Source organism: Glaciimonas soli, assembly GCF_009497155.1.
GTDB classification, from domain to species: domain Bacteria; phylum Pseudomonadota; class Gammaproteobacteria; order Burkholderiales; family Burkholderiaceae_D; genus Glaciimonas; species Glaciimonas soli.
The window spans coordinates 647,579-672,381 of sequence record NZ_WINI01000007.1 but is presented as its reverse complement, the minus strand read 5'-3'; the positions used below and the strand labels follow the sequence as shown (position 1 = coordinate 672,381).

The 24,803-nt window shown below is 48.9% G+C and carries 21 protein-coding genes; 9 read left to right on the top strand and 12 right to left on the bottom strand.

Annotated elements, in window-relative coordinates:
• Positions 1-41: 41 nt before the first annotated feature.
• Genes GEV47_RS15200 through GEV47_RS15180 form a run of 5 tightly spaced genes read right to left on the bottom strand, consistent with a single transcriptional unit; the run spans position 42 to position 8,165 of the window.
• A complete protein-coding gene (locus GEV47_RS15200) occupies positions 42-1,466 on the bottom strand; it encodes a heavy metal sensor histidine kinase (protein WP_153235580.1) in 1,425 nt (474 codons plus the stop codon).
• A complete protein-coding gene (locus GEV47_RS15195; RefSeq protein WP_153235579.1) occupies positions 1,463-2,179 on the bottom strand; it encodes a heavy metal response regulator transcription factor in 717 nt (238 codons plus the stop codon). Before GEV47_RS15195 ends, GEV47_RS15200 begins: the two co-directional genes overlap by 4 nt.
• An 8-nt stretch (positions 2,180-2,187) precedes the next feature.
• A complete protein-coding gene (locus GEV47_RS15190) occupies positions 2,188-5,358 on the bottom strand; it encodes an efflux RND transporter permease subunit (RefSeq protein WP_153235578.1) in 3,171 nt (1,056 codons plus the stop codon).
• Entirely contained in the window at positions 5,355-6,617 is a 1,263-nt protein-coding gene (locus GEV47_RS15185; RefSeq protein ID WP_194270675.1) for an efflux RND transporter periplasmic adaptor subunit, read from the bottom strand. Before GEV47_RS15185 ends, GEV47_RS15190 begins: the two co-directional genes overlap by 4 nt.
• A 21-nt stretch (positions 6,618-6,638) precedes the next feature.
• Positions 6,639-8,165, bottom strand: a complete 1,527-nt coding sequence (locus tag GEV47_RS15180) for an efflux transporter outer membrane subunit (protein WP_153235577.1) — start codon at positions 8,163-8,165, stop codon at positions 6,639-6,641.
• 224 nt (positions 8,166-8,389) lie between these two features.
• Between GEV47_RS15180 and folE the strand changes: the two genes are divergently transcribed.
• Positions 8,390-9,022, top strand: coding sequence for a GTP cyclohydrolase I FolE (gene folE / locus GEV47_RS15175; protein WP_153235576.1), 633 nt, complete (start codon positions 8,390-8,392; stop codon positions 9,020-9,022).
• Between the two features lie 390 nt (positions 9,023-9,412).
• Here the strand turns inward: folE and GEV47_RS15170 are convergent, their stop codons facing one another.
• A complete protein-coding gene (locus tag GEV47_RS15170) occupies positions 9,413-10,825 on the bottom strand; it encodes an MFS transporter (RefSeq protein ID WP_153235575.1) in 1,413 nt (470 codons plus the stop codon).
• 345 nt (positions 10,826-11,170) lie between these two features.
• Between GEV47_RS15170 and GEV47_RS15165 the strand changes: the two genes are divergently transcribed.
• From GEV47_RS15165 to ftsB, 4 genes are all read left to right on the top strand, one after another.
• Positions 11,171-12,826, top strand: coding sequence for a CTP synthase (locus GEV47_RS15165; protein ID WP_153235574.1), 1,656 nt, complete (start codon positions 11,171-11,173; stop codon positions 12,824-12,826).
• A gap of 13 nt (positions 12,827-12,839) precedes the next feature.
• Positions 12,840-13,694: a 3-deoxy-8-phosphooctulonate synthase gene (gene kdsA, locus GEV47_RS15160; protein WP_153235573.1), complete on the top strand. Its 855-nt coding sequence runs from the start codon at positions 12,840-12,842 to the stop codon at positions 13,692-13,694.
• A 163-nt stretch (positions 13,695-13,857) separates the two neighbouring features.
• Entirely contained in the window at positions 13,858-15,141 is a 1,284-nt protein-coding gene (gene eno, locus GEV47_RS15155; RefSeq protein WP_153235572.1) for a phosphopyruvate hydratase, read from the top strand.
• A 277-nt stretch (positions 15,142-15,418) separates the two neighbouring features.
• Complete coding sequence (gene ftsB, locus GEV47_RS15150; protein ID WP_153235571.1) at positions 15,419-15,868, top strand: cell division protein FtsB; 450 nt, start codon at positions 15,419-15,421, stop codon at positions 15,866-15,868.
• Between the two features lie 57 nt (positions 15,869-15,925).
• Here the strand turns inward: ftsB and hslO are convergent, their stop codons facing one another.
• Positions 15,926-16,882: an Hsp33 family molecular chaperone HslO gene (gene hslO / locus GEV47_RS15145; protein ID WP_153235570.1), complete on the bottom strand. Its 957-nt coding sequence runs from the start codon at positions 16,880-16,882 to the stop codon at positions 15,926-15,928.
• 14 nt (positions 16,883-16,896) lie between these two features.
• Positions 16,897-17,421, bottom strand: coding sequence for a gamma carbonic anhydrase family protein (locus GEV47_RS15140; protein WP_153235569.1), 525 nt, complete (start codon positions 17,419-17,421; stop codon positions 16,897-16,899).
• A 70-nt stretch (positions 17,422-17,491) separates the two neighbouring features.
• On the opposite strand from GEV47_RS15140, the gene GEV47_RS15135 reads away from it, so the two are divergent.
• Positions 17,492-18,361: a ferritin-like domain-containing protein gene (locus tag GEV47_RS15135; protein WP_153235568.1), complete on the top strand. Its 870-nt coding sequence runs from the start codon at positions 17,492-17,494 to the stop codon at positions 18,359-18,361.
• A gap of 32 nt (positions 18,362-18,393) precedes the next feature.
• On the opposite strand, the gene GEV47_RS15130 is transcribed toward GEV47_RS15135, so the two are convergent.
• The 4 genes from GEV47_RS15130 to GEV47_RS15115 all read right to left on the bottom strand — a co-directional run bounded on the left by GEV47_RS15130 (position 18,394) and on the right by GEV47_RS15115 (position 20,836).
• Positions 18,394-18,939 (bottom strand): RDD family protein, encoded by a 546-nt coding sequence (locus tag GEV47_RS15130; RefSeq protein WP_228124718.1) that lies wholly within the window; start codon positions 18,937-18,939, stop codon positions 18,394-18,396.
• A gap of 104 nt (positions 18,940-19,043) precedes the next feature.
• Complete coding sequence (locus GEV47_RS15125; protein ID WP_153235567.1) at positions 19,044-19,793, bottom strand: DUF3106 domain-containing protein; 750 nt, start codon at positions 19,791-19,793, stop codon at positions 19,044-19,046.
• A gap of 9 nt (positions 19,794-19,802) precedes the next feature.
• On the bottom strand, positions 19,803-20,270 hold the full coding sequence (locus GEV47_RS15120) for a DUF3619 family protein (protein ID WP_153235566.1): 468 nt from the start codon (positions 20,268-20,270) through the stop codon (positions 19,803-19,805).
• A complete protein-coding gene (locus GEV47_RS15115; protein ID WP_153235565.1) occupies positions 20,267-20,836 on the bottom strand; it encodes an RNA polymerase sigma factor in 570 nt (189 codons plus the stop codon). Before GEV47_RS15115 ends, GEV47_RS15120 begins: the two co-directional genes overlap by 4 nt.
• A gap of 592 nt (positions 20,837-21,428) precedes the next feature.
• On the opposite strand from GEV47_RS15115, the gene GEV47_RS15110 reads away from it, so the two are divergent.
• The 3 genes from GEV47_RS15110 to ilvC all read left to right on the top strand — a co-directional run bounded on the left by GEV47_RS15110 (position 21,429) and on the right by ilvC (position 24,763).
• Entirely contained in the window at positions 21,429-23,180 is a 1,752-nt protein-coding gene (locus tag GEV47_RS15110; protein WP_153235564.1) for an acetolactate synthase 3 catalytic subunit, read from the top strand.
• Positions 23,180-23,671 carry an acetolactate synthase small subunit gene (gene ilvN / locus GEV47_RS15105; protein ID WP_153235563.1) on the top strand — a complete coding sequence of 164 codons (492 nt, stop codon included), beginning with the start codon at positions 23,180-23,182 and terminating at the stop codon, positions 23,669-23,671. The genes GEV47_RS15110 and ilvN overlap by 1 nt, the downstream gene beginning before the upstream one ends.
• A gap of 75 nt (positions 23,672-23,746) precedes the next feature.
• Positions 23,747-24,763 carry a ketol-acid reductoisomerase gene (gene ilvC, locus GEV47_RS15100; RefSeq protein ID WP_153235562.1) on the top strand — a complete coding sequence of 339 codons (1,017 nt, stop codon included), beginning with the start codon at positions 23,747-23,749 and terminating at the stop codon, positions 24,761-24,763.
• Positions 24,764-24,803 lie beyond the last annotated feature (40 nt).

The window sequence follows — 24,803 nt, the reverse complement described above, 5'->3', positions numbered from 1 at the left end:
ACGGCGATTTCGGCTGAGTCATCAATTGTTCAGCTACCGCGCTAGACGGAAGTCGTTACTGACGTTGGCGATGCTGCCAGTGTCGATCTGAAACTAAATCCTATCGTCGTCAAACCATGTTCACAGGTAGCAAATACACTGCCGCCGTGCATTTTTGCGACAGCCTTCACAATGGCTAAACCGAGCCCATAACCATGTAGTTCTCCATGATCATGACGCGCAATATCAACGCGATAGAAGCGATCGAACAAGCGTTGCAAATGCGCTTCAGAAATCGCTTCACCGGGGTTGCTGACAGCAATCTGGATGAGCGAATCGCTTGCAGTGATGCGGACCACAATCTGCGCATTTGCACTGGAATGTTGAATAGCATTCTGTAATAAATTACTCATTGCGCGACGGAACAAGGCGGTTTCAATCGGCGCTTCAACATCGAGATCGCCAATTAGACTGACGGTGATTGCACTGTCATCTAAGACGAACTCAAAAAACTCTATCGTTTTATTGACTTGATGTGCGACCGAGGTGCGGATTAATTCAGTCGCCGGTTCACCTTGATCAGCCCGCGCCAGAAACAACATATCGTTCACAATTGAACGCATGCGTTCCAGCTCTTCCAGATTCGATTCCAATACTTCTTGAAACTGCGCTGCGCCACGTTCACGCGATAAAGCAACTTGTGTGGTGCCGATCAGATTCGCAAGAGGTGTCCGCAGCTCATGGGCGACATCCGCATTGAATGCCTCCAGTTGTTGATAGGCACCTTCCATGCGTTCCAAAGCGCCATTGAACGCCGTGACCAGGGCCGATAATTCGTTCGGTAACGGTGTTATGTTCAAACGCTGTGAGAGCGCTCTGGGGCCGAGCGACAGTGCCTCGTTGGAAAGTTGCTTCAAGGGACGTAAGCCGGCTTTGGTGATCCAATAACCAAGCAGCATAACTAATAAAACGCCAAGCAAAGATAGTGCGACCAAAGCAATCACGAAGGCACGCATCGTATGAAAATAGGGTTCGGTATCAATCGCAACAATCAAGCGCACTGGCTGCCTGTCTTCAAACGCCGCTATGGTTTTTGTCATGGTCAGTAATGGATAGGCGCGATTGCGTAATTGAATCTCCCCTATGCCATTTCGGTCGCGATTGAGTTGATCAATTTCGGCCAGGCCGCGACCGTACTGAAAACGCGGATCATCACCGAGTATCCAAAAACGTTTAGTTCCATCAAGCGGCGTCAGAGCATCCAGTTTTGCTTGTACTTTAACCCATCGATCAACCGTGCCGACATGTTCCAGCATGTATTGGATATCTTGAAACAGCGTATGCAATTCTTCTTGCTGATGGCGCTCAAGTTCGCGGTGCACCACGTTATATAACAAGGCGCCGATCAGTGAAAATATGCACAGCGTGGCGACGGCGAACATTACAACCAGACGGGTCGTGATGGAACGTCCGAATGACATTTTCATAGTGATTGATCGCCTTGCACTTCTGAGCGCGGTTCCAGCACATAGCCCATGCCCCGTATCGTATGCAGCAACTTGACGTTGAACGGGCCATCTATTTTAGCGCGCAAACGCTTGATCGCCACTTCGACCACATTGGTATTGCTATCAAAATTCATGTCCCAGACCAGTTCAGCAATCGCCGTTTTCGACAAAATTTCTCCCTGGCGTTTGGCTAATACCAGCAATAAGGAAAACTCTTTCGCAGTGAGGTCTATGCGTGTAACTGGTGCCCCTGTACCGCCATTGCCGCGCGATGCTTTACGACTAAGCAGATCTATATGCAAATCACCGATGTGTAGTTGTGTCGGTTCCAGAGTGCGACCGCGGCGCGTGAGAGCTTGCAGGCGCGCCAATAATTCAAGAAAAGAGAAGGGTTTGATCAAGTAGTCGTCGGCCCCGTCATGCAAGCCTTTGACCCGATCTTCAACCCGATCACGTGCCGTCAACATAATAACCGGCGTATGTTTGACCGCACGTAAAGCGCGCAAAACAGAAAAGCCATCGATACCTGGCAACATGACGTCAAGCACAATCACGTCGTAATCGTGTTCTAACGCCAAATGCTGACCGTCGATGCCGTTATGTGCCAGATCGACCACGCAGCCTTGCTCGGACAAACCTTTGTAAAGGTAGTCTGCGGTCTTTAACTCATCTTCGACGATCAGGATTTTCATATTAACTTCTATTCTATTGCGGGCGGTGTTTGATGCATCTGGTTAGCCGCTGCTTTCCGTGCGCGTTTTGCTGCTTTGCGTTTTTCGTACCAAAAATGCGCTCTATCCAAATACAGATAGACCACTGGCGTGGTGAACAAGGTTAGCATCTGCGACAGTATCAAACCACCCACCATCGCATAACCGAGTGGCCGACGCAATTCCGAACCAGAACCGTGGCTCAACATCAACGGCAATCCACTCAACAGTGCACACATGGTCGTCATCATGATAGGGCGGAAGCGTAACAGGCAAGCCTGATAAATCGCCTCTTCCGGACTCATGCCTTTTTCACGTTCAGCCGTCAACGCAAAATCCACCATCATGATGCCATTTTTCTTGACGATACCGATCAATAAAATAATCCCGATCAGTGCAATCACGCTGAGATCATAACCGCCAGCCATCAAGATCAGCAATGCTCCTACACCGGCCGATGGCAAGGTCGATAAAATTGTCAGCGGATGAATATAACTTTCATACAGCAAGCCCAGCACGATATACACCGCGATCAACGCTGCAGCGATCAAATACGGTTGTGAAGAAAGTGAATCGCCGAATGCTTTGGCCGAACCCTGGAATGTGCCAGTTAAGGTATGCGGTACATTCATTGCCTCTTGCGCTTTTTGGATTGCTGTTACCGCCTCGCCAAGTGCAACGCCCGGCGCGAGGTTAAATGAGATTGTCACTGCAGGGAACTGGCTTTGATGGCTAATCGATAGGTAACCTGTTTTAGTTGTATCCACTTTCACAAAGCTCGACAGCGGGATTTGCTGACCGGTCAACGGTGAAGTGACGTACAACTTATCAAAAATCGCAGGATCTTTTTGTAGTTCCGGCGTCACTTCCAACACCACGTGATAACTATTCACCTGGGTGAAGTATTGCGCAACCTGACGCTGTCCAATGGCGTCGTATATGGTGGAATCAATTAGCGCTGGCGAAATGCCAAAGCTAGAAGCGCGGGCACGATCTATCGTCAGCGTAGCAGTTGCAGCAGCGTTCTGTTGATCCGAGGCGACATCGGTCAGTTGAGGCAGTTGCTTAAAGCGTGCCATTAATTTCGGCGCCCATACATCCAATTCATCTAACGAAGAATCGACGATGGTGTATTGATATTGTGTACGCGCCAGACGGCCGCCAACGTTAATATCTTGCCCGGCCTGTAAGAATAATTTGACACCCTGAATTTTTTCCAGCTGTGGCCGCAGTCGTGCAATGACTTCATCGGCGTTCGCTTTACGACCTTCATCTTTGGGCTTTAGGCCGATGAAAAAATTCGCTGTGTTATAGGTGTTTTGACCAGCGCTGACACCGAAGCTTGCTACCGCATTATCTTTGCGCACCACATCTGCAAGTTGAAGTACCCGCTGTTTCATTGAGTCAAATGAAGAGTCTTGGGCCGATTCGGCAAAGCCGAAAATGAAGCCTGTATCTTGCTGCGGGAAGAAGCCTTTCGGAATGATGGCAAACAACACGACTGTAATCGCCATGGTGGCAAAGAACGTGCAAAGTGTAATAAATTGATGGCGCAACACGACATGTAATCCGCGTTTATAGGCGTCCAGCATAGCCTGGAAACCGCGCTCAAACAATTGCGCAATTTTGCCGTGCTTTTCCTCGTTGTGATTCCGTAAAAAACGCGAACACAGCATTGGTGTCAAGGTTAACGACACGATGACCGATACAGCGATTGTGACGGTGACGGTGATCGCAAACTCCCGGAACAGTCGGCCAACAATGCCGCCCATTAGCAACAGTGGAATAAACACTGCAACCAGTGAAACCGAAATCGAGACAATCGTGAACGCAATTTCACCCGCGCCTTTGTAGGCGGCATCCATCGGCGACATACCTTCTTCGATGTAGCGATAAATGTTTTCCAACATGACGATCGCATCATCGACCACGAAACCAACTGCAATCGTCAGTGCCATCAACGACAAATTGTCGAGACTGAAGCCGACCAGATACATGACGGCAGCGGTACCCATTAATGCGAGCGGCACCGTCACACTTGGTATCAAGGTGGCAGGAATGTTACGCAAGAACATAAAAATCACTAATACGACCAAGGCGATGGTGAGCATCAGTGTGAATTCCACATCTTTGACAGATGCGCGGATAGTTTGCGTACGATCAATCAGGGTGTTGACGCGCACAGAAGAGGGGATCGCCGCTTGCAGTCGTGGCAATGCCGCTTTAATGGCATCCACGGTTTCAATTACGTTCGCACCAGGTTGTTTGGTGATCGCCAACACGATAGAGCGGCCATTGGTAATGGTACTGTCGGCCGGTGCTGCTTTACCTGCATATGCCCAACCTGCGGCTTTGACATTTTCTGGTGCATCAATAGCGACACCGATGTCGCGTACGCGGACAGGAGCGCCATTTTTGTACGCCAAAATCATGTCGTTCCATGGAGCAGCGTGCAGTAACTGATCGTTGGTGTAAACCGTAAAGCTTTGGTGATCACCGTCAACCGTGCCTTTCGGTTGATTGACAGTGGTATTGGCGATGACATTGCGAATGTCTTCCAGATTCATTCCGAATGCGGTCAACTTGGTGGGATCGACCTGGATCCGTACTGCCGGCTTTTGCGCGCCGCCGATAAAGACTAAACCGACACCTTCAATTTGTGAAATTTGCTGTGCCAGAATATTGTCAGCATAGTCATTGACCTGAATCAGCGGCAATGTCGTCGATTGCACTGCCAATACTAAAATCGGCGCATCGGCAGGATTGACTTTGCGGAAGGTCGGCGGGTTTGGCAGATTGGCTGGCAACTGCCCGCTGGAAGCATTAATCGCAGCTTGTACATCCAAAGCGGCCGCATCAATATTGCGATTTAAATCAAATTGCAAAGTGATTTGCGATGATCCCAGCGTACTGGTCGAGGTCATTTGCGACAGGCCGGCAATCAGTGAAAACTGGCGTTCCAATGGCTGCGCCACATTCGATGCCATCGTTTCAGGGCTTGCGCCCGGCAGACTGGCAGAAACTTGAATGGTAGGGAAATCAACTTGCGGTAAAGGTGCGACCGGTAACAGCGGCCAAACCGCGATACCGACCACCATAATGGCTATCGCCAGTAAGGTCGTACCAATAGGACGTTTAATAAAGGTTGCGGAAATACTCATTTAGCCGCTCCGCTTACAGCCTTGTTAGCAGTCGCTGTTTGATTGGCAGTTGTACTAACTACGGCGTCATCGGCGGTGAGTTTTGAATGGTCTACAGCATGTTCAGAGTTATCTGCATGCTCAACTATCGTTGCGCCTGGTTTCAATTTGTATTGACCGTCTAATACTACACGCTGACCAGCGCTCAATCCCTGATCGATGGCAGCAATACCATCTTGAATCTGAACGACATGGACGGCTTGGTCTTTGACCGTGTTATCCGCGTTAACGACATAGACATATGTGCCATCTTGTCCACGCTGGACGACTGCGGCAGGCACCGTCAGTGCTTGTGGCAAGTCGCTCAATTGCAGGCGCGCATTGACGTACTGTCCCGGCCACAGTACGTGCGTCGGGTTTTGGTATTTTGCTTTAAGTTGCACGGTGCCGTTGGTGGTGTCGATTTGATTGTTCAATAACACTAATTGGCCAGTCGCTAACGCAGCATTACTATCACGATCAAAAGCACCAACGCTCAGTGGTTGTGATGATGCATGCAGTGCTTTATTGATGTCTTGGAAATTATCTTCCGGGAGTGTGAACACGACGGCGATCGGATCGATTTGATTGATGACGACCAAACCATTGGCGTCGGCGGCATGCACGATATTGCCCGGATCAACCAGACGTGCACCGACGCGGCCACTAATTGGCGCAGTGATGTGGGTATAGTCCAACTGCACTTTGGCATATTGAATTTGCGCATCGTCGGTTTTAACGGCAGCATCCAATTGTGCTACCAGAGATTTTTGTGTATCTAATGTTTGTTGGGTCGCTGCGTCTTGTTGACGTAGTGAGATGTAGCGCTGCAAATCAATTTTGGCGTTCATCAACGAAGCCTGATCTTTGGCCTTTTGCGCTTCGGCTTGTGCCAGTTGCGCTTGTAAAGCGCGTGGATCAATTTGCGCTAGCAATTGTCCGGCTTTAACATCTTGACCTTCTACGAAGCCAACCTTGTCGAGTTGTCCATCAATGCGGGTTCTAACGGTGACGCTGGCATTGCTGGTGACTGTACCGACGCCAGTGAGGTAGCGCGGCACATCCTGTTGTTTGACTAAAACGCTGGTAATTTCTACCGGTGCATCCGGGGTTTTCGCCGGAGCGCTTGCAGTTTCATGTTTATAAACCCATACAGCAGCGCCGATCAATACGATGATGGCAGCGCTAATCAGTAGATTCGAGCGACGTGGGGGCAATGAGGTGGAATTATTGTTAGTCATAATGGAAATGTGTTTGCAGTTTTAGTGAGCAATTGCTGTCGTTTGGCTATTTTTACTATCGGCGCTAACTGTGGGTGTTTTATCCAGCTCAGCGGCATCCCAACCGCCGCCTATCGCTTTGACCAACGCCACACTAGCCACCAGTTGGCGGCCGCGTAATTGCACTGCAGTGCGTTGATTGCTTAATGAAAGCGCTTGCGCAGTAGCGACATTCAAATAGAGACTGGTGCCGGCGTTGTATTGCGCCAGCGCCAGTCGTTCAGATAATTGTGCTGCCGTGACCGCCTGATCTTGCACCGTAGTTTCCTGATCGAGAACATGCAACAACGCCAGGTTATCTTCTACATCCTGGAAACTGCTCAGCACGGTTTGTTTGTATTGCGCGACCGAAGCATCATAAGCAGCAATGGCTTGCGCACTTTGCGCGCGCCGCAGACCGCCATCGAAAATGGTTTGTGCCAGGGCAGGGCCGAGCGACCAGACGCGACTAGGTACGGCAAACCATTGCGCCAAACTGCCAGCATCAAAACCGCCGCTGACGTTTAGCATCAGCGATGGGAAAAACGCTGCTTTGGCAACGCCGACATTGGCATTGGCAAGTGCTACACGGCGTTCTGCAGCAGCGACATCGGGGCGACGCTCCAGCAGTTCAGAAGGCAAGCCGGTTGGGATGGCGGGTAAATGCGCGGCCAGTTGTAAAGTTGCGGTATCTGCCGATGCTTCTGCGGGTATGGAAAACGCTGCCGGTGTTTTACCTACCAGGATGGCAATCGCATGTTCCAATTGACGGCGTTGGGCATCCAGATCGATGGCTTGCGCTTCTGTCGATTTCAATTGCGTTTCTGCTTGCGCCACATCGGAACGCAGAGCGACACCTGCGTTGTATTGAGATTGCGTCAGTTTTAGCGAGCGGGTATAGGCAGTGATGGTGTCTGCGTAAAGTTGTTTTAGCTGGTCAGTAATCCGCAGTTGCAAATAATCTTGGGCCAGCGTGGTTTGAATGCTCAAGCGCGCTGCGGCTAAATCAGCTGCACTGGCTTGGCTACCTGCCTGGCCGGACTCAACGGCACGTCTGACGCCACCCCAGATATCGGGCTCCCAGCTTGCATTAGCCGCAATGTCGTAGTAATTGCCTAGCTTAATGCCGTTAGAATTAGTAAGTGCTCGTCCGGCCCCAGCGTTTACACCCAGTGTCGGCCACAAACCAGCGCGTGCTTCATTCGCTACCGCCTGTGCCTGGCGATACTGTGCTTCAGCCAGTTGAATGCTCTGGTTAGCCTGATTCGCTTGTTCAATCAAATTGTTGAGTGTGCTGTCGCCGTAAATTTCCCACCAACGGTGATCGGCATTAATCTGTTGTGGCGTCGCAGTTTTCCACGATTGGTTTTCCTTGAGGCCGGTTTCTTTAAATGCCGTTGGCATGTCCATTTTTGGTCGCGCATAGTCCGGCCCAACTGCGCAGCCCGCTAATAATGAAATTACTGAAACAGCGGCGGCGACAGCCGTCAGCCGAAGATTAAGCAAAGGGGGAGATTTGGAGGATGTCATGGACAATAGGAGAGTAAATTTTACCTCCATACTGTAGTCCTCCATCGGGGACGGCTTGCTGTCTTGAAACTGACAAATCTGTCAGATTCCCTGAACTCTTTTGACAACTGCAAACCTAAACTCCGGTAGTAATTTGGGTAGTGATTCAATAATCGGTTAACCTATTATGTAATCGGCATGAAATAACCGGCATGAAAAATCGTGCCACATCTAAGGAATAAGGTATGTCCTCGACGGATCATGATCACCAGCATTGCAATTCTGAATCAGCGCAAATCGGTATCCGGCGTGTGCGCCCATTTGACGCTATAGCGTTCGAGAACGCAGTCACCAATATGCTTGAGGCCAGCGGCTTGGAAATCGATCCGGCGCATACCGGAAAGACGGCACAACGGGTGCGTGAGTTGTGGCAAACGCGGTTGCTTGACGGTTATGAGGTTGATCCTGCAGAGGCGCTTGGCACCGGTTTTGAAGATACCCGTCGCGATATGGTGGTGATACGGAGTATGGCAGTACATGGGGTTTGCCCGCATCATTTGTTGCCGTTTCGTGGTGTGGCGCATGTGGCTTATTTACCTGGCGGGCGTTTGCATGGATTTGGCCGGATTGCCCGCATGATTGATGCAATCGGTCATCGTTACACTTATCAAGAGTGGATGACTAATGATATTGCTAATATTTTGATGACGCACGGAGAGGCACGTGGTGCGGCTTGTCTGATTGAGGCGGAGCAGTTGTGTCTATTGATGGGTGAGAATCGACGTGGAGATGAGCGGGTTGTCACTCAGTGTTACGTTGGTGAATTTGAGCATAATGCGCAGGCGCGGGTTGAGTTTTTGCATGCGATTGGGCGGTGATATTTTTATTGGATATATCTAGTTTTATTGCTATTCAGATAAGTGATCTTGATTGGAGCATCACTCCGTAGTGGCTACTGTGTCGGGGGTAGCCCGACAGCTGCTTACTTTTCTTGCTTCGCCAAGAAAAGTAAGCAAAAGAAGGGCAGGAGCACTGCTCCTGCCAAAGCCGTCACTCGTCTTTGACGAGTGATCCCCAAATTACGGCTAGCATTCGGGAGGAAAGACCAACTCGCCTGCGGCTCAAACATGTCTTCCTATAATTCCCGAATGACAGTCGTCACATTTGGCAACGTCCAATGCGAAATTCAAAATCAACGTCAAAAGCAACAGCTCTGGCGGTGCTGAAATACGTTATATGGCGACTGATGGAAAACAACTTTTCTAGGCCTAACTCTTTTGTCGTTGTATCCGTAGCCCACTCACTATTGTCGCCAACAACGCCACGCCTGCAGCCACCCATAGCGCGATATGCACTGCGCTGGCATCAATCGCCGCAGCACTATTTGCGGCATGACTAACGCCAGCAAATGCTAATAAAATCGCCACTAATGATGCTCCCATCGATTGGCCAAAAGTGCGGATAATTGCCAGCACGCCAGAAGCTGTGCCGCTGCGGTTGCGAGGTGCGCTGCTTAGCATTTCACGGTTGTTTGGGCTTTGGAAGAAGCCAAAGCCAATTCCGCAAATAAAAGCGCGCCACAAAATATCAGTGACCGAAGCATGATCGCCAAGACAGGCGAGAAGTGCCAAACCTATGGCGTATACGGCCAAACCGCTGGTCGACAATATTGCTGCCGGGTGGCGGTCGGCCATGCGCCCGGCAATCGGTGCAACGATGGCTATGGCAACCGGCCATGGCGTGAATAATGCAGCCGACATCAAAGGGCTGAAACCGTAAGCGCCTTGAAACAAGAATGGCAAAGCGATAAAGGCAATACCTTGCCCAGTGAAAGAGCATAACGAGGTGATGACTGACATCGAAAAACGTTTGGAATGAAAAATATCTAAGGGCAGCAAAGGCGCCGCGGCACGTTGCTGACGCCAGATGAAAAGCAGGGTGGCGATCAGCGCGATACCGACAAAAGCCCATTCTTTTTCCCTATTGTGCTGATCAGATATGCCGTCGATGGCAAAAATGATGGCAGCCATGGCTGTCGCCGACAACAGTGCCCCCATCACGTCGAATTTGCCGCCACGACCACGATCATGCGGCAAGGCCTTGCGCGCCAAAATCAAGGTAAAAATGCCAATTGGCACATTCACTGCAAACAGCCATGGCCAATCAGCCACAGCCAATATAGCGCCACCAATGGCCGGTCCGGCAGCAAGAGAAGACGCGACCACAGTAGCATTCACACCCAGCGCAGCCCCCAGCAATCGGGTTGGAAAGATAGTGCGATACAGCGCCGGCCCGATACACATTGCTGCGGCGGCACCCAAGCCTTGAAAGAAGCGGAAAATGTTCAGTGTCATCAGGTTAGGCGACAGTGCACAACCCAGCGATGTCACCGTAAACAGCGCAAAACCACCAATATACAAACGCCGGAAACCAATAATTTCGCCCAGAGATGCAAAAGCCACGATGGTCATCGCACCGGCCAGCATATAGGCATTGGCAATCCAGACTGCCGCCGAAGGATCAACTTGCAAATCGCGTGCAATCATCGGTAAGGCGACATTGACAATGGAGCCATCCAACACTGTCATGGAGGTACCCAAAACCATGACGATAATCGCCAAACGTCGTTGCGCGCCAGGAATGCCGTCGTCGCCTTCAAGGTCGCTGAAAAGATTGCTCATGCTGTTTTTTTTCGGGGGAAAATGGGAGGGGGGATTGCTACGATGTGCCATGATGATAAATTATTATCGCAACTTGTGCTGGGCGATCACTTATTGTGCTGATGTTATGTAAGTAGTGTTTACGATGGGTAGCGTATTTTTTTGCTCTTGCGAGCATTCGGTCAAAGAAAGATGTTATCGGCTGCAATGAAGGCGGGCATGATCTTTATAAAATACACTGCATGCCCCCTGCTCCTATTACGTCGGCGACTTTTCAACAGAATTACGCACTGCTGTGCGGTGTCATGTACCGTTCTTGATGTATAATTCGAATTTCCCGCATGTGCCGTTCGGCACCTATCTGCAATGACCAAATTTGTATTCGTTACTGGCGGTGTTGTCTCTTCCTTGGGTAAAGGAATTGCTGCCGCCTCCCTCGCTGCGATCCTTGAATCGCGCGGCCTGAAAGTCACCCTTCTTAAACTTGATCCGTATATTAACGTCGATCCCGGTACCATGAGCCCGCTGCAACATGGCGAAGTGTTCGTGACCGATGATGGCGCTGAAACTGATCTTGATCTCGGCCACTATGAGCGTTTTATTTCGACGCGCATGAAAAAAGCCAATAACTTTACCACTGGGCAAGTTTACGAATCTGTGATTCGTAAAGAGCGCCGTGGTGAATATCTTGGCAAGACCGTGCAAGTTATTCCACACATTACCAACGAAATTCAAGAGTACATCTATCGCGGCGCCGAAGGTTACGACGTCGCGCTGGTAGAAATTGGTGGCACGGTTGGTGATATCGAATCGTTACCATTTCTGGAAGCTGCGCGCCAATTAAGTTTGCGTGCCGGCCGTAACGCGGCTGCTTTTGTACATCTGACATTGGTTCCGTATCTGGTTGCTGCTGGCGAGTTAAAAACCAAACCTACACAGCACAGTGTACAAAAATTACGCGAAATCGGTATCTTGCCTGACGCTTTATTATGCCGTGCTGATCGCCCGATTCCAGAAGATGAACGCGCAAAAATTTCGTTGTTCTCTAATATACAAAGCGACGCCGTAATTTCGGTGTGGGATGCAGATACCATCTATAAAATCCCGCAAATGTTGCACGATCAAGGCTTGGACAAGATTATTTGCGAAAAATTGGCCATATCACCTAAGCCAGCTGACTTGAGCATGTGGACCAAGTTAGTACATGCTTTGGAAAATCCTAAGCATGAAGTCACTATCGGTATGGTGGGTAAATATGTTGATCTTACTGAATCTTATAAATCGTTGACTGAAGCCTTGCGTCATGCAGGCATTCATACCGATTGTCGTGTCAATATCGAATATCTGGACTCAGAAGAAATTGAAATCAACGGCACAGCTGAATTGGCTAAATACGATGCGATTCTGGTACCAGGCGGTTTTGGTAAACGTGGCGTTGAAGGCAAGATTATGGCTGCCCAATATGCGCGTGAAAGCAAAACGCCTTATCTGGGCATTTGCTTAGGTATGCAAGTAGCATTGCTGGAATATGCACGTAATAAAGCCGGCTTGACGCATGCCAATTCAACCGAGTTTGACGAGCAAACCGAACAGCCAGTCGTTGCTTTGATCACCGAATGGGAAAACCACGACGGCAAGGTGCAAACGCGTGATACCAATTCTGACTTGGGTGGCACCATGCGCCTTGGTGCGCAGACTTGCGCTATTAAACCGGCAACCCTGGCATCGGAAATTTATGGCGCGACAGTGACCGAACGTCACCGTCATCGTTATGAAGCGAATAACCATTATCTGGATCGTATCGAAGCTGCTGGTTTAGTGGTGTCGGCGCGGACTCCGACCGAAGATTTGTGCGAAATTATGGAATTGCCACGTACTGGCGTTAATGCACATCCTTGGTACGTTGGCGTGCAATACCATCCAGAATTTAAATCAACGCCACGCGATGGTCATCCGTTGTTTATTTCGTTTATCAAAGCAGCGCTAGCGCATCAGCAAGCGACTGTTAAAAAAGCAGCATAAGAGGAGCACAACCATGAAACTTTGCGGCTTTGATATCGGTTTAGAACATCCATTTTTCTTGATCGCCGGTCCTTGCGTGATTGAATCACGCCAAATGGCATTGGACACCGCTGGTCAATTGAAGGAAATTACCAGCGCTTTGGGTATTAACTTCATTTATAAGTCGTCTTTTGATAAAGCCAACCGCTCATCCGGTAGCTCTTTCCGTGGCTTAGGCATGGAAATGGGGTTGGATATTCTGGCTGACGTCAAAAAAACCATCGGTGTACCGGTGTTGACCGATATTCATGAAATCGATGAAATTGCACCGGTTTCCAGTGTGGTTGATGTGCTGCAGACGCCTGCGTTTCTTTGTCGTCAAACGGATTTCATTAACGCTTGCGCGCAATCCGGCCGTCCGGTCAACATCAAAAAAGGGCAGTTTTTAGCCCCGCATGATATGACTAACGTGATTGCTAAAGCGCGTGCTGCAGCGAAGGCTGCAGGTCTGCCAGAAGATAACTTTATGGCATGTGAGCGTGGTGCTTCGTTTGGTTATAACAATTTGGTTTCCGACATGCGATCACTCGCCATCATGCGCGAAACCGGTTGCCCGGTAGTGTTCGACGCCACACATTCAGTGCAATTGCCAGGTGGTCAAGGTAGCACTTCTGGCGGTCAGCGTGAATTCGTTCCGGTGTTGGCACGTGCGGCAATTGCAGTAGGGATTGCTGGTGTGTTTATGGAAACACATCCAAATCCGGCTGAAGCGATGTCTGATGGCCCTAATGCGGTGCCGTTGGGACGGATGAAGGAATTGTTGTCGACTATGATAGATTTGGATCGCGTGGTCAAAAAGAACGGATTTTTGGAAAGTAATTTCAAGTAATAGCCATATGCCAGCCATCATTTTGCAATGATGGCTTTGCTGTTTTATTCGCGTACATTATTGCTGCAATGAGATTGTTTTCTCTTTGTCCCGCATGCGGGATAGAGTGTGATCATAAATTTTAGTTTGGTTTTATTCGTCATCACTACGGAGATAGAAATAAATGAGTGCAATTGTTGACATCATAGGACGTGAAATTATCGATTCACGCGGCAATCCAACAGTAGAGTGCGATGTGTTGCTTGAATCTGGCGTCATGGGACGTGCATCGGTACCATCAGGCGCATCGACCGGTTCTCGCGAAGCGATTGAACTACGTGACGGTGATAAAAAACGTTACGGCGGCAAAGGCGTATTGACCGCTTGCGAATATATCAATACAGAAATCTCCGAAGCCATTATGGGCCTGGATGCGAACGAACAAGCATTTCTGGATCGCACATTGATCGATCTTGATGGCACAGAAAACAAAAGCCGTTTAGGCGCGAATGCAATGCTGGCAGTATCGATGGCAGTTGCCAAAGCTGCTGCAGAAGAAGCTGGCTTGCCGTTGTATCGTTATTTCGGCGGTAGCGGCGCAATGCAAATGCCAGTACCAATGATGAACGTCATCAACGGTGGTGAGCATGCTGACAACAACCTGGATATCCAGGAATTCATGATCATCCCGGTTGGCGCTCCTAGCTTTCGCGAAGCGTTGCGTTACGGCGCTGAAGTGTTCCACGCGCTGAAGAAAATTTTACACGACAAAGGTTTGGCAACGTCGGTTGGAGATGAAGGCGGTTTTGCCCCATCACTCTCCAGCCACGAAGAAGCGTTGAAACTGATCATTCAAGCGATTGAAGCGGCTGGCTATGAGCCAGGTACGCAAATCGCATTGGGCTTGGATTGCGCAGCGAGCGAGTTCTACAAAGACGGCAACTACGTTCTGGCGGGTGAGAACATGACCTTAACCGGTGCGCAATTCACTGGTTTGTTGGCATCATGGTGCGACAAATATCCTATCATCAGCATCGAAGACGGTATGGCTGAAAACGATTGGGATGGTTGGAAGTTATTGACTGAAACATTGTCGAAAAAAATCCAATTGGTCGGTGACGATTTGTTCGTGACCAACACCAAAATTTTGAAAGAGGGCATTCAAAAGAACATCGCCAATTCGATTCTGATCAAGATTAATCAGATCGGTACTTTGACTGAAACTTTTGCCGCAATTGAAATGGCTAAGCGCGCTGGTTACACTGCAGTGATTTCACATCGTTCGGGTGAAACAGAAGATTCGACCATCGCTGATATCGCTGTTGGTATGAATGCGCTGCAGATCAAAACGGGTTCGTTGTCGCGTTCGGATCGTATGGCTAAGTACAATCAGTTGCTGCGTATCGAAGAAGATTTAGGCGATATCGCCAGCTATCCTGGTCGTGCCGCTTTTTATAATCTGAAGTAATCAAGCTTGTACGCAAAATAAGTAATATGTAAGAATCCGGTCAGTGATTATTTTTTAATCGTTGGCCGGATTTTTTGTATCATGGCTTGTAAGTAATGCGAAATAATAGCTTTGAAAAATTGCTACCATCCTTCCCGCGTTTGCGGGAAGGATGGTAGCAATTTCAGAATAATACGTAAATCTTACTTAAAATAGACTTTTTTCGAAATCGTTGGCTCAGTTTGTTGAGAGTCGGTTCCGAAAGATGTTTAATCTCAAACCACTATCTGGATAGTTAATGCGCCTCATCGCTATTTGTCTTGCTGCCCTGCTGATCTTGATTCAATACCCACTGTGGCTGGGCAAGGGCGGCTGGCTCAAAGTAGCGGACATGACACAACAAGTGCATGCCGCACATGAAAAAAATGACGAACTTGCCCTGCGCAATGCCAAGCTTAACTCCGAAGTACAAGACTTAAAAAACGGTACTGGTGCGATTGAAGAACGCGCTCGCTCTGAGCTGGGAATGATCAAAAAAGACGAAATTTTTGTGCAGTTACTCGATCCAAATAATGTGGAAACAGTATCGGCAGCCGACAAGCAAGAAGCGCAGCAATTATTGGATAAAGTGGACGCTGCGGTAGCGCCGAAACCGGTCGCAAAGCAGGATGGCAAGGTGGCGAATAAAGCTGGCGTGAAAAATGTGACTAAACCAATTCAGGCCTCAGAAATTATGGTGAAAGATTAACGAAGTACCTAATCGTAGAATGGGTGGAGTGCAGCGACACCCATCCTACTAGTGTGTTTAGTGTTTCACATCGCCCGGCGCGATCAAGGTTTCCACAGGTTCATCGCTAGCAAACAATTGTGCGCAATCGACTTTGTCGAATTCATAATGTTGTCCGCAAAAATCGCAATTAACCGCCAGTTTTTCTACATCGACCAATGCGTCATTAATCTCATGTTGCCCCAACATCTTAAGCATATTGCCCACTTTTTCACGCGTGCAGTTGCAGACAAAAGTAGGGTGCTGTGGTTCGAAAACGCGTATTGATTCCTCCCAAAACAGACGGCGCATCAACGTCTGAATATCCGTGACTAACATTTCTTCATTGCGCAAAGTTGCGCCCAGCATGGTGACGCGATGCCAGTTTTCCAATGCATCATCTACGGGCGCTTCGGTGCCGCCATGATTGGGTAGTTTTTGCAACAGCAGGCCGCGTGATACTTGATCATTGGCCGCAAGCCATAGCTTGGTGTCGAGTTGTTCTGAGCGCAGCATGTAATTTTCGATCACGGTCGCTACACTGTCGCCGTCAAGCGGAACGATGCCTTGATAGGCTTGTTGTCCCGGCATTTTATCGCTAGGGTCCAGCGTGATGACAAACCGGCCATGGCCATTCACATTAACTAATTGCGTTAACGTCGCATCATCTGCGATCACTGCATCTGGAGCAAGCTTTGCGGTCGCGCGCATTTGCAATTTATCATCGCATTCAACTACTAACAGTCGCACCGGGCCATCGCCGTGAATTTGCATCACGATGACACCGTTGAATTTTAAGTTCGCAGTGAGCAAAGCCGATGCTGCCAGCATTTCACCTAGAAATGTGATGACAGCTTTGGGATAGCTACGTCGTGCCAGCACGTGCTGCCATGTGTTGGAGAGCTCGACCAACTCACCCCGTACGGCAGCGTTTTCCACCATGAATCGTTGCAGGTTGTCGTGAGTTACATCTGGGTTTATTTCTTTGATAGTCATTTTGAAGGTAGCTGTTAAGCTATTTTTTTGAGTTGTGTTTTATACGTTTGCGCAGCTTCAACATAATGTTGGCTGTTACGTGCTAGCCCGGCAATTTCTTGCTCGGTTAGCATGCGCGCTACTTTTGCGGGTGAGCCGATGATCAATGCGTTATCGGGAAATTCCTTACCTTCAGTAACCAAGGCGCCGGCACCGACCAAACTATTCTTACCAATTTTGGCACCGTTTAGTACTACGGCCTGAATCCCAATCAATGCACCATCGCCGATAGTGCAGCCATGTAATGTGACTTGATGGCCGATGGTGACATTCTCGCCTATCGTCAGTGGAAAACCCATGTCGGTATGCAGCACGCTGTTTTCTTGTACATTGCTGTTGTGACCAACCGTGATTAATTCGTTATCACCGCGTATGGTGGCACCAAACCAGACGCTGGCATTTGTACCGATGTTGACTTTGCCGATGATGCTTGCCGTATCGGCAATATAGGCTGTGGCGGCGATGTCAGGGGCGTGTTCACCTAATTGGTAGATACTCATTATGGGTAAATCTCCGTAGAATGCGTACTTTTGATTAATTGGCTATTTTACCGCTGCTAGCATGAAGAGTATGTCTGATCCTATTTTCTTTGCCACACAAGATAACGCGGTTACTGAACTGCATGAGTTACGCGCTGCAGCTTTGCAAAATCTGCTTATCGCTGATCCGAGCGACAAAGTTACTGGCGTTGCGCGATTAGCAGCTGATGCCAAAGCTGGTGCGTTGTCTTTAATGGTCGGTGCGTCACTGATGGATGCTGTTGAAGTGTCCCTGATTCCAGGACGCCCCTTGCTACCGGAGTTAGTTGCTCCACGATTGTTGAAACGTCGTTCGATGCGCACCGATGAAGGTCGGGCTGCATTGATTCATGCGCTTGCGCATATCGAATTTAATGCGATTAACCTGGCCTTGGATGCCATCTGTCGCTTTGCGGACATGCCGCCGGAATATTACACTGACTGGTTGAAAGTGGCTGCTGAAGAGGCCTATCACTTCAGCATGCTGGTGCAGCATTTGCAGACTTTAGGCCACGCTTATGGTGACTTTCAGGCACATGGCAGCATGTGGGAAATGGCCGAGAAAACGCAGCAAGATGTTTTAGCGCGCATGGCTTTGGTGCCACGTTTGTTGGAGGCGCGCGGCTTGGATGCCACGCCATCCACCAGAGCAAAATTAGCACAAGCCGGTGATATGCCTGCGGCAGCGATACTCGATATTATTTTGCGTGATGAAGTAGGACATGTCGCTATTGGTAACCATTGGTATGGTTGGCTATGCGCCGCGCGTGGATTAGAGCCGGTTGCGACATTTGCCGCTTTGCTGGTGCAGTATGAAGCCCCGAAATTGCGCGGCCCCTTCAATTTGCCTGCGCGTCGTGAGGCTGGGTTTTCAGAAGATGAATTAACCGCGTTGCAACAAACAGCAGAGCAAATAGCATAGAAAACAGCGCAACAAGCGACCGACATAGTCTCTTAGTCGTACCAGCGCCGCTTGCCACCTTTGCGTGGCGCAATGACATCCATGTCGGTGATTTTTGTGCCGGCGATTCTATCGTGTAAAAACTGGCGGTGTGGATCCAGATAAATCGTCAGCGACCACAGTACGAAATTGGCGATGGGAATCCATATAAGCATCCAGGTATGTGCGCCCAACGCCCATGCCAATGCGAGACCCGGCAAGAACCAGCTCCAGGCTAACAAAGTACGCAACAATGCCTTTGGCATTTTGAGTGCGCTGCCATCTTTGTTCTTCAGTTGTAATCGCCAAGTCTTCATTGCTAAAGTCTGGCCGCCGTGACTCCAGCACCATACAAAATAGACTGTCACGACCAAAAATAACCACGCCTGCTGACCATGACGCAGATAAAGTGCGTTGCGCTGTTGTAGCAAAGTGGAAAAAATCAGGGCAGAAACAAAGACGATGCCAAACAACAGCATGGACTCATACATCATGCTGCCGAAGCGGCGTTTTAATGAGGGTGTTGCTTCTGTCGCAGAGGTCGGAGCGGGAAATTTCAAAGGAAGTGACTTCACAATTAAAATGTTGAGGGCTGACTAATGTGGAATGATTATTTCCGTGCCGAGATTCTACGCGCAGTCTGAAGTAATCCCTCAAATACCGATCAAGGGTGCTTCAAACCTTCGTCGGGCGACAATATAGGGTCAGGCGGCGACAAGTTAATCGGGTTTGCAGGCATGCTCTTTTCTATAATCGGCGCTGGCGCTGTAACACGTTTGGTGGCTTCTTGCGGGGGCGCTTGCGCCGCCAGTTTTTGTTTTGCCTCATCAGAGAGTTGCTGATATTGCACCCAACGCTCGGCTCTTTGCTCTGTATCGAGCTGGCTGTTGCGGGCGTAATTTTCCCGAACAATTTGTCTTTCTTTTGGGCTCAAATCTACCCAGTCATGCATGCGTTCCCGCACGCGCGCTTGTTCTGCAGGCTTCATCGCAGCATAGTGTTGACTGATTTCCAGCCACTTGTTTCTGGTCGCCGGTTTTAACTTGCTCCAATTGGGAGCGAGTGGCGCCAGGATTTTTTGTTGGATAGGCGTTAATTTTGCCCAGTCAGATGTTGCTTCGACTAAAGGGCGATCTTCAGTAGCTTGCGTTGCTGCCGTTTTTTTTGCCGTGTCGATGGCTGGACTAGTGCCACTATTGTTACTGCTAACAATGTTGTGTTTGACGGGGGCAGGAGTAAAAAAGGAAGAGACAAATACGCCTAACACGGATAGCAGCGCGGCCAAAAAAAACAGGATGGCAAACAGTTGCCCTATTTTTCTTAGACGCGAAACTGGCGCTGCATTGCCAGTAGCACTGGAAGTACTGATGGTTGATGCAATCCGTTCCGATTCAGGAGTATTTTTTATTGCCATGCTTCTTTCTTATTTGCTATTTTCAGTGTTTGGAGCAAGACTCGGAGCAACGTTTTGCGACAGATATGCATCAAAGCCGCTATCCAAATAAGCTACAGGTGGCACTTCATCAGCCAGCACTGCGGCATCAATCGATGCCAACTCTTTAATGTGGTGTTGCTGTTCGTATTGATACAAGCCAGAGAACATGACGATGCCAGCCAAAATAGGAGCGGCTACCCCCAGACGTGTAAGCCAGGCCCACGGCTGTTGGAAGAAATGGCTGCTTTGACCCAGACTTTGCCCATGACCCGCTAATACGTTTTGATGCGCAAATACGCGTGCAGGCGCATCCGCCTTCTTTTTGCTTAGCGCGAGTTGACGTGCCGCAGCAAGTTTGCTGGCGGTTTCTGGTGAAATGCTATCAATTTGCTCATTCAGTGCGTGTCGCACTTTATAAGCGAAATTAATATCCGCTTGGGTTTCAGAGTGGTTCATAAGGTAATTCCTTTTGCCTTTAGCGCATGTGCCAAGGTGTGAGTTGCTCGAGAGCAATGCGTTTTCACGCTCCCCTCGGAGCATCCCATTGCACTGGCCGTTTCGGCGACATCCATGTCCTCCCAATAACGCATCAGGAACGCTTCTCGTTGACGTGCCGGCAGTTTTTGTACTTCTTCGTCGATTATATTAAGAACCTGCTCTCGTTCCAACTTAGTCGCACTCGATTCGGTGGCTTGTGAGCCTTCTTCGGACTCGTAAGTTTCCAAAACGTCATAATCTTCATCGCTGGCTTTGTCATGCCCCAGGCTGGAAAACAGGCTAACCCAGGTATTACGGACTTTTTCTCGCCGAAAATAATCAAGAATCGTGTTTTGTAGTATCCGCTGAAATAGCATTGGCAGTTCAGCAGCGGGCTTATCGCCATATTTTTCAGCTAGTTTAATCATCGCATCCTGAACGATATCAAGTGCGGCTTCGTCCTTGCGGACTGCGTAAATCGCTTGCTTAAAGGCGCGACGTTCTACGTCTTCAAGAAAATCTGAAAGTTCTTTATTAGTGGCCATGCGATGTGGCGAGCTGTGTCATAGGTCGCCATCTGTAAAGGTGTTGCAATGTGGCGTTAATGTAATTTTTTTTGCCACAACTGTTTGTGGCAGCCCGAATCCTAGCAAAAAAGGCTTAACTCGTGGGGTATTTTGTCGGTAATCCAGGCTTGTTTTTGTATCTATCTGGAAAATCAAACAAGTATTTAATTGCATTTTAGGTAATTGATAAGCGTTTTTAGTGAATTACGCTTGACCTAAATGGTGTGGCATATTATGGTGGCAATCCACCTCAGCATCCTGGGTTGTACCTATGGTCTTCTCATTCGCAGCACATCATGCAGCATGATGATGAAGACGCGCTTCATTTTTGAAAGCTGTTTGTTCTAACCCGCGCCACAAGCGCGAGAATGCAGTAACGGTTTTTTGATGGTAACTGGCTGAACGAGTCGCGTTAAGCGGCATTTTGAATCGCATCTACGGCTGCGCAACGGAATGACGTGACCGCACAAAGAAGGAATGCCTCTCCTATCAATTTATACGCCAACACTGCTTTCGTCAGGAAAGAGCATCCGATCAATTTCCAATGGACCTTGAAAGGACGTAGTGCATTATGAGCAATACAACGAGTAACAATACTAAGCAAGATAGTAATTTACCTATCACCGGCGCGGAAATTTTAGTCCGTTGTCTGGCAGAAGAGGGCGTTGAACACGTTTTCGGTTATCCCGGCGGTTCGGTGCTTTACATCTACGATGCTATCTTCCAGCAAGATAAATTCCAACACATACTGGTGCGTCACGAGCAAGCTGCGATTCATGCGGCCGATGCCTATTCGCGCAGCTCCAAGAAAGTTGGTGTCGCGATTGTGACTTCTGGGCCGGGTGTCACTAATGCAGTGACTGGCTTGGCGACTGCCTATATGGATTCGATCCCTATGATCGTGATTTCCGGGCAAGTGCCATCGTACGCAATTGGTGAAGATGCCTTCCAGGAATGCGATACCGTCGGTATCACACGTCCGTGTGTGAAGCATAATTTCCTCGTCAAAGATGTGAAGGATTTGGCAGAAACTGTCAAAAAAGCCTTTTTCATCGCCACCACTGGTCGTCCGGGGCCTGTGTTGATTGATATTCCTAAAGATATTTCCATGCATCGCCACACGTACTCGTACCCGAAAGAGGTCGAGATGCGTTCATACAAGCCGGTCGATAAAGGTCATTCAGGACAAATTCGTAAAGCTTTGCAGCTACTGCTCTCTGCCGAACGCCCGATGATTTACACCGGCGGCGGTGTGATTTTGGCGAATGCATCGCCTGAACTAAATCAGCTGGTTGATCGTCTTGGCTATCCTTGCACCAACACCCTGATGGGTTTGGGCGGCTATAAAGCATCTAGCGAACAATTCGTTGGTATGCCCGGCATGCACGGTACTTATGAAGCCAACATGGCGATGCAGCATTGCGACGTGTTGATTGCAATCGGTGCGCGATTTGATGATCGCGTGATCGGCAATCCTAAACATTTCGCCTCCGCTTCGCGCAAAATCATTCACATTGATATCGATCCATCGTCGATTTCCAAGCGCGTCAAAGTTGATATTCCTATCGTCGGCAACGTTAAAGATGTGTTGATCGAATTGCTGTCGCAATTGGATACGGCCGAAACGAAGCCGAATGCAGCCGCATTGTCAGATTGGTGGAAGCAAATCAATCAATGGCGCGGCCGTGAATGTCTGAAGTATACAAATTCGTCAGAAGTGATCAAGCCGCAATCGGTGGTGCAAAAAGTATGGGATATCACTGGTGGTGATGCCTTCATTACTTCCGATGTTGGGCAACATCAAATGTGGGCGGCGCAATACTACAATTTTGATAAACCACGCCGTTGGATTAATTCCGGCGGCCTTGGCACCATGGGCGTTGGCTTGCCGTATGCGATGGGTGTGCAGATGGCCAACCCCGGCGCGACAGTTGCTTGTATTACTGGCGAAGCATCGATACAAATGTGTATCCAGGAACTGGCTACCTGCAAGCAATATCATCTGACGCCAAAAATCATTTTGTTGAATAACCGCTTCCTCGGTATGGTCCGTCAGTGGCAACAGATTGATTACGGTTCGCGCTATTCTGAATCGTATATGGATTCTCTGCCAGACTTTACCAAGCTGGTGGAATCCTACGGCCATGTCGGCATGAAAATTGAAAACCCTGCTGATATCGACGGGGCATTGAAAGAAGCGTTTGACATGAAAGATCGCCTGGTCTTTATGAACTTCATTACCGATCAAACCGAAAACGTTTGGCCTATGGTCAAGTCGGGTAAAGGTTTGTCTGAAATGTTATTAGGTTCGGAGGATCTGTAATGCAGCATATTATTTCTGTTTTGTTGGAAAACGAAGCCGGTGCGTTATCACGCGTGGTCGGACTGTTTTCGGCGCGTGGTTACAATATTGAGACATTAACAGTCGCACCGACTGAAGATGGGACCTTGTCACGAATGACCATCGTGACCAGAGGTTCGGATGAAGTGATCGAACAGATCACCAAACATTTGAATCGCTTGATTGAAGTCGTCAAAGTGGTCGACCTGACCGAAGGCGCACATATCGAACGCGAACTGATGTTGATTAAAGTACGCGCCGTTGGCAAAGAACGTGAAGAAATGAAGCGCACCGCAGACATTTTCCGTGGTCGCATCATTGACGTCACTGACAAAACCTACACCATCGAATTGACCGGCAATAAGAGTAAGCTGGATGCCTTTATTGAGTCGATAGATCGCGTTTCTATTTTGGAAACGGTACGTACCGGTGGTTCTGGTATCGGGCGCGGCGAACGCATCTTAAAAGCTTAAGAACTGAAGCAACGAATCGAATTTGAAACTGAAGCAACGAATTTAAACAAATTAATTAAATATATAGGATTAAAAATGAAAGTTTTCTACGACAAAGACGCTGACCTCTCCTTAATCAAAGGTAAAAACGTTGCCATCATCGGCTACGGTTCACAAGGTCATGCACATGCGCAAAATCTGAATGATTCAGGCGTTAAAGTTACCGTTGGCCTGCGTAAGGGCGGCGCTTCATGGGATAAGGTTGCAAAAGCTGGTTTGAATGTTGCAGAAGTTAACGATGCTGTTAAAGCTGCTGACGTCATCATGGTTTTGCTGCCAGATGAAAACATCGCCCAAGTATATGCGGAAAATATTGCGCCACACGCTAAACAAGGTGCTGTATTGGCATTTGCCCACGGATTCAACGTGCATTATGGTCAAGTAACTCCACGTGCCGATTTGGACGTCATCATGGTCGCACCAAAAGCGCCTGGTCATACCGTCCGCGCAACATACACTCAAGGTGGCGGTGTTCCTCACCTGATCGCCGTGTATCAAGATAAATCCGGTATCGCACGTGATATCGCTCTGTCATATGCAACAGCAAACGGCGGTGGCCGTGCTGGTATCATCGAAACTAACTTCCGCGAAGAAACTGAAACCGATTTGTTCGGTGAGCAGGCAGTATTGTGCGGCGGTGCGGTTGAGTTGATCAAAGCGGGTTTCGAGACATTGGTAGAAGCTGGTTATGCACCGGAAATGGCTTACTTCGAATGCTTGCACGAATTGAAATTGATCGTTGATTTGATCTATGAAGGCGGTATCGCCAACATGAACTACTCGATCTCTAACAATGCTGAGTACGGTGAATACGTTACTGGTCCACGTATCGTCACAGAAGACACTAAAAACGCTATGCGCGCAGTGTTGAAAGACATTCAGACCGGTGAATATGCGAAGAGCTTCATCCTGGAAAACAAAGCTGGCGCGCCAACGTTGATTTCACGTCGTCGTTTGAATGCAGAGCACCAGATCGAGCAAGTTGGTGGTCAGTTGCGTGCGATGATGCCTTGGATTGCAAAAAACAAAATGGTCGATCAATCGAAGAACTAAGATGTTTCGACTGACGGGCATCATGCTGTAGTCGCACGTA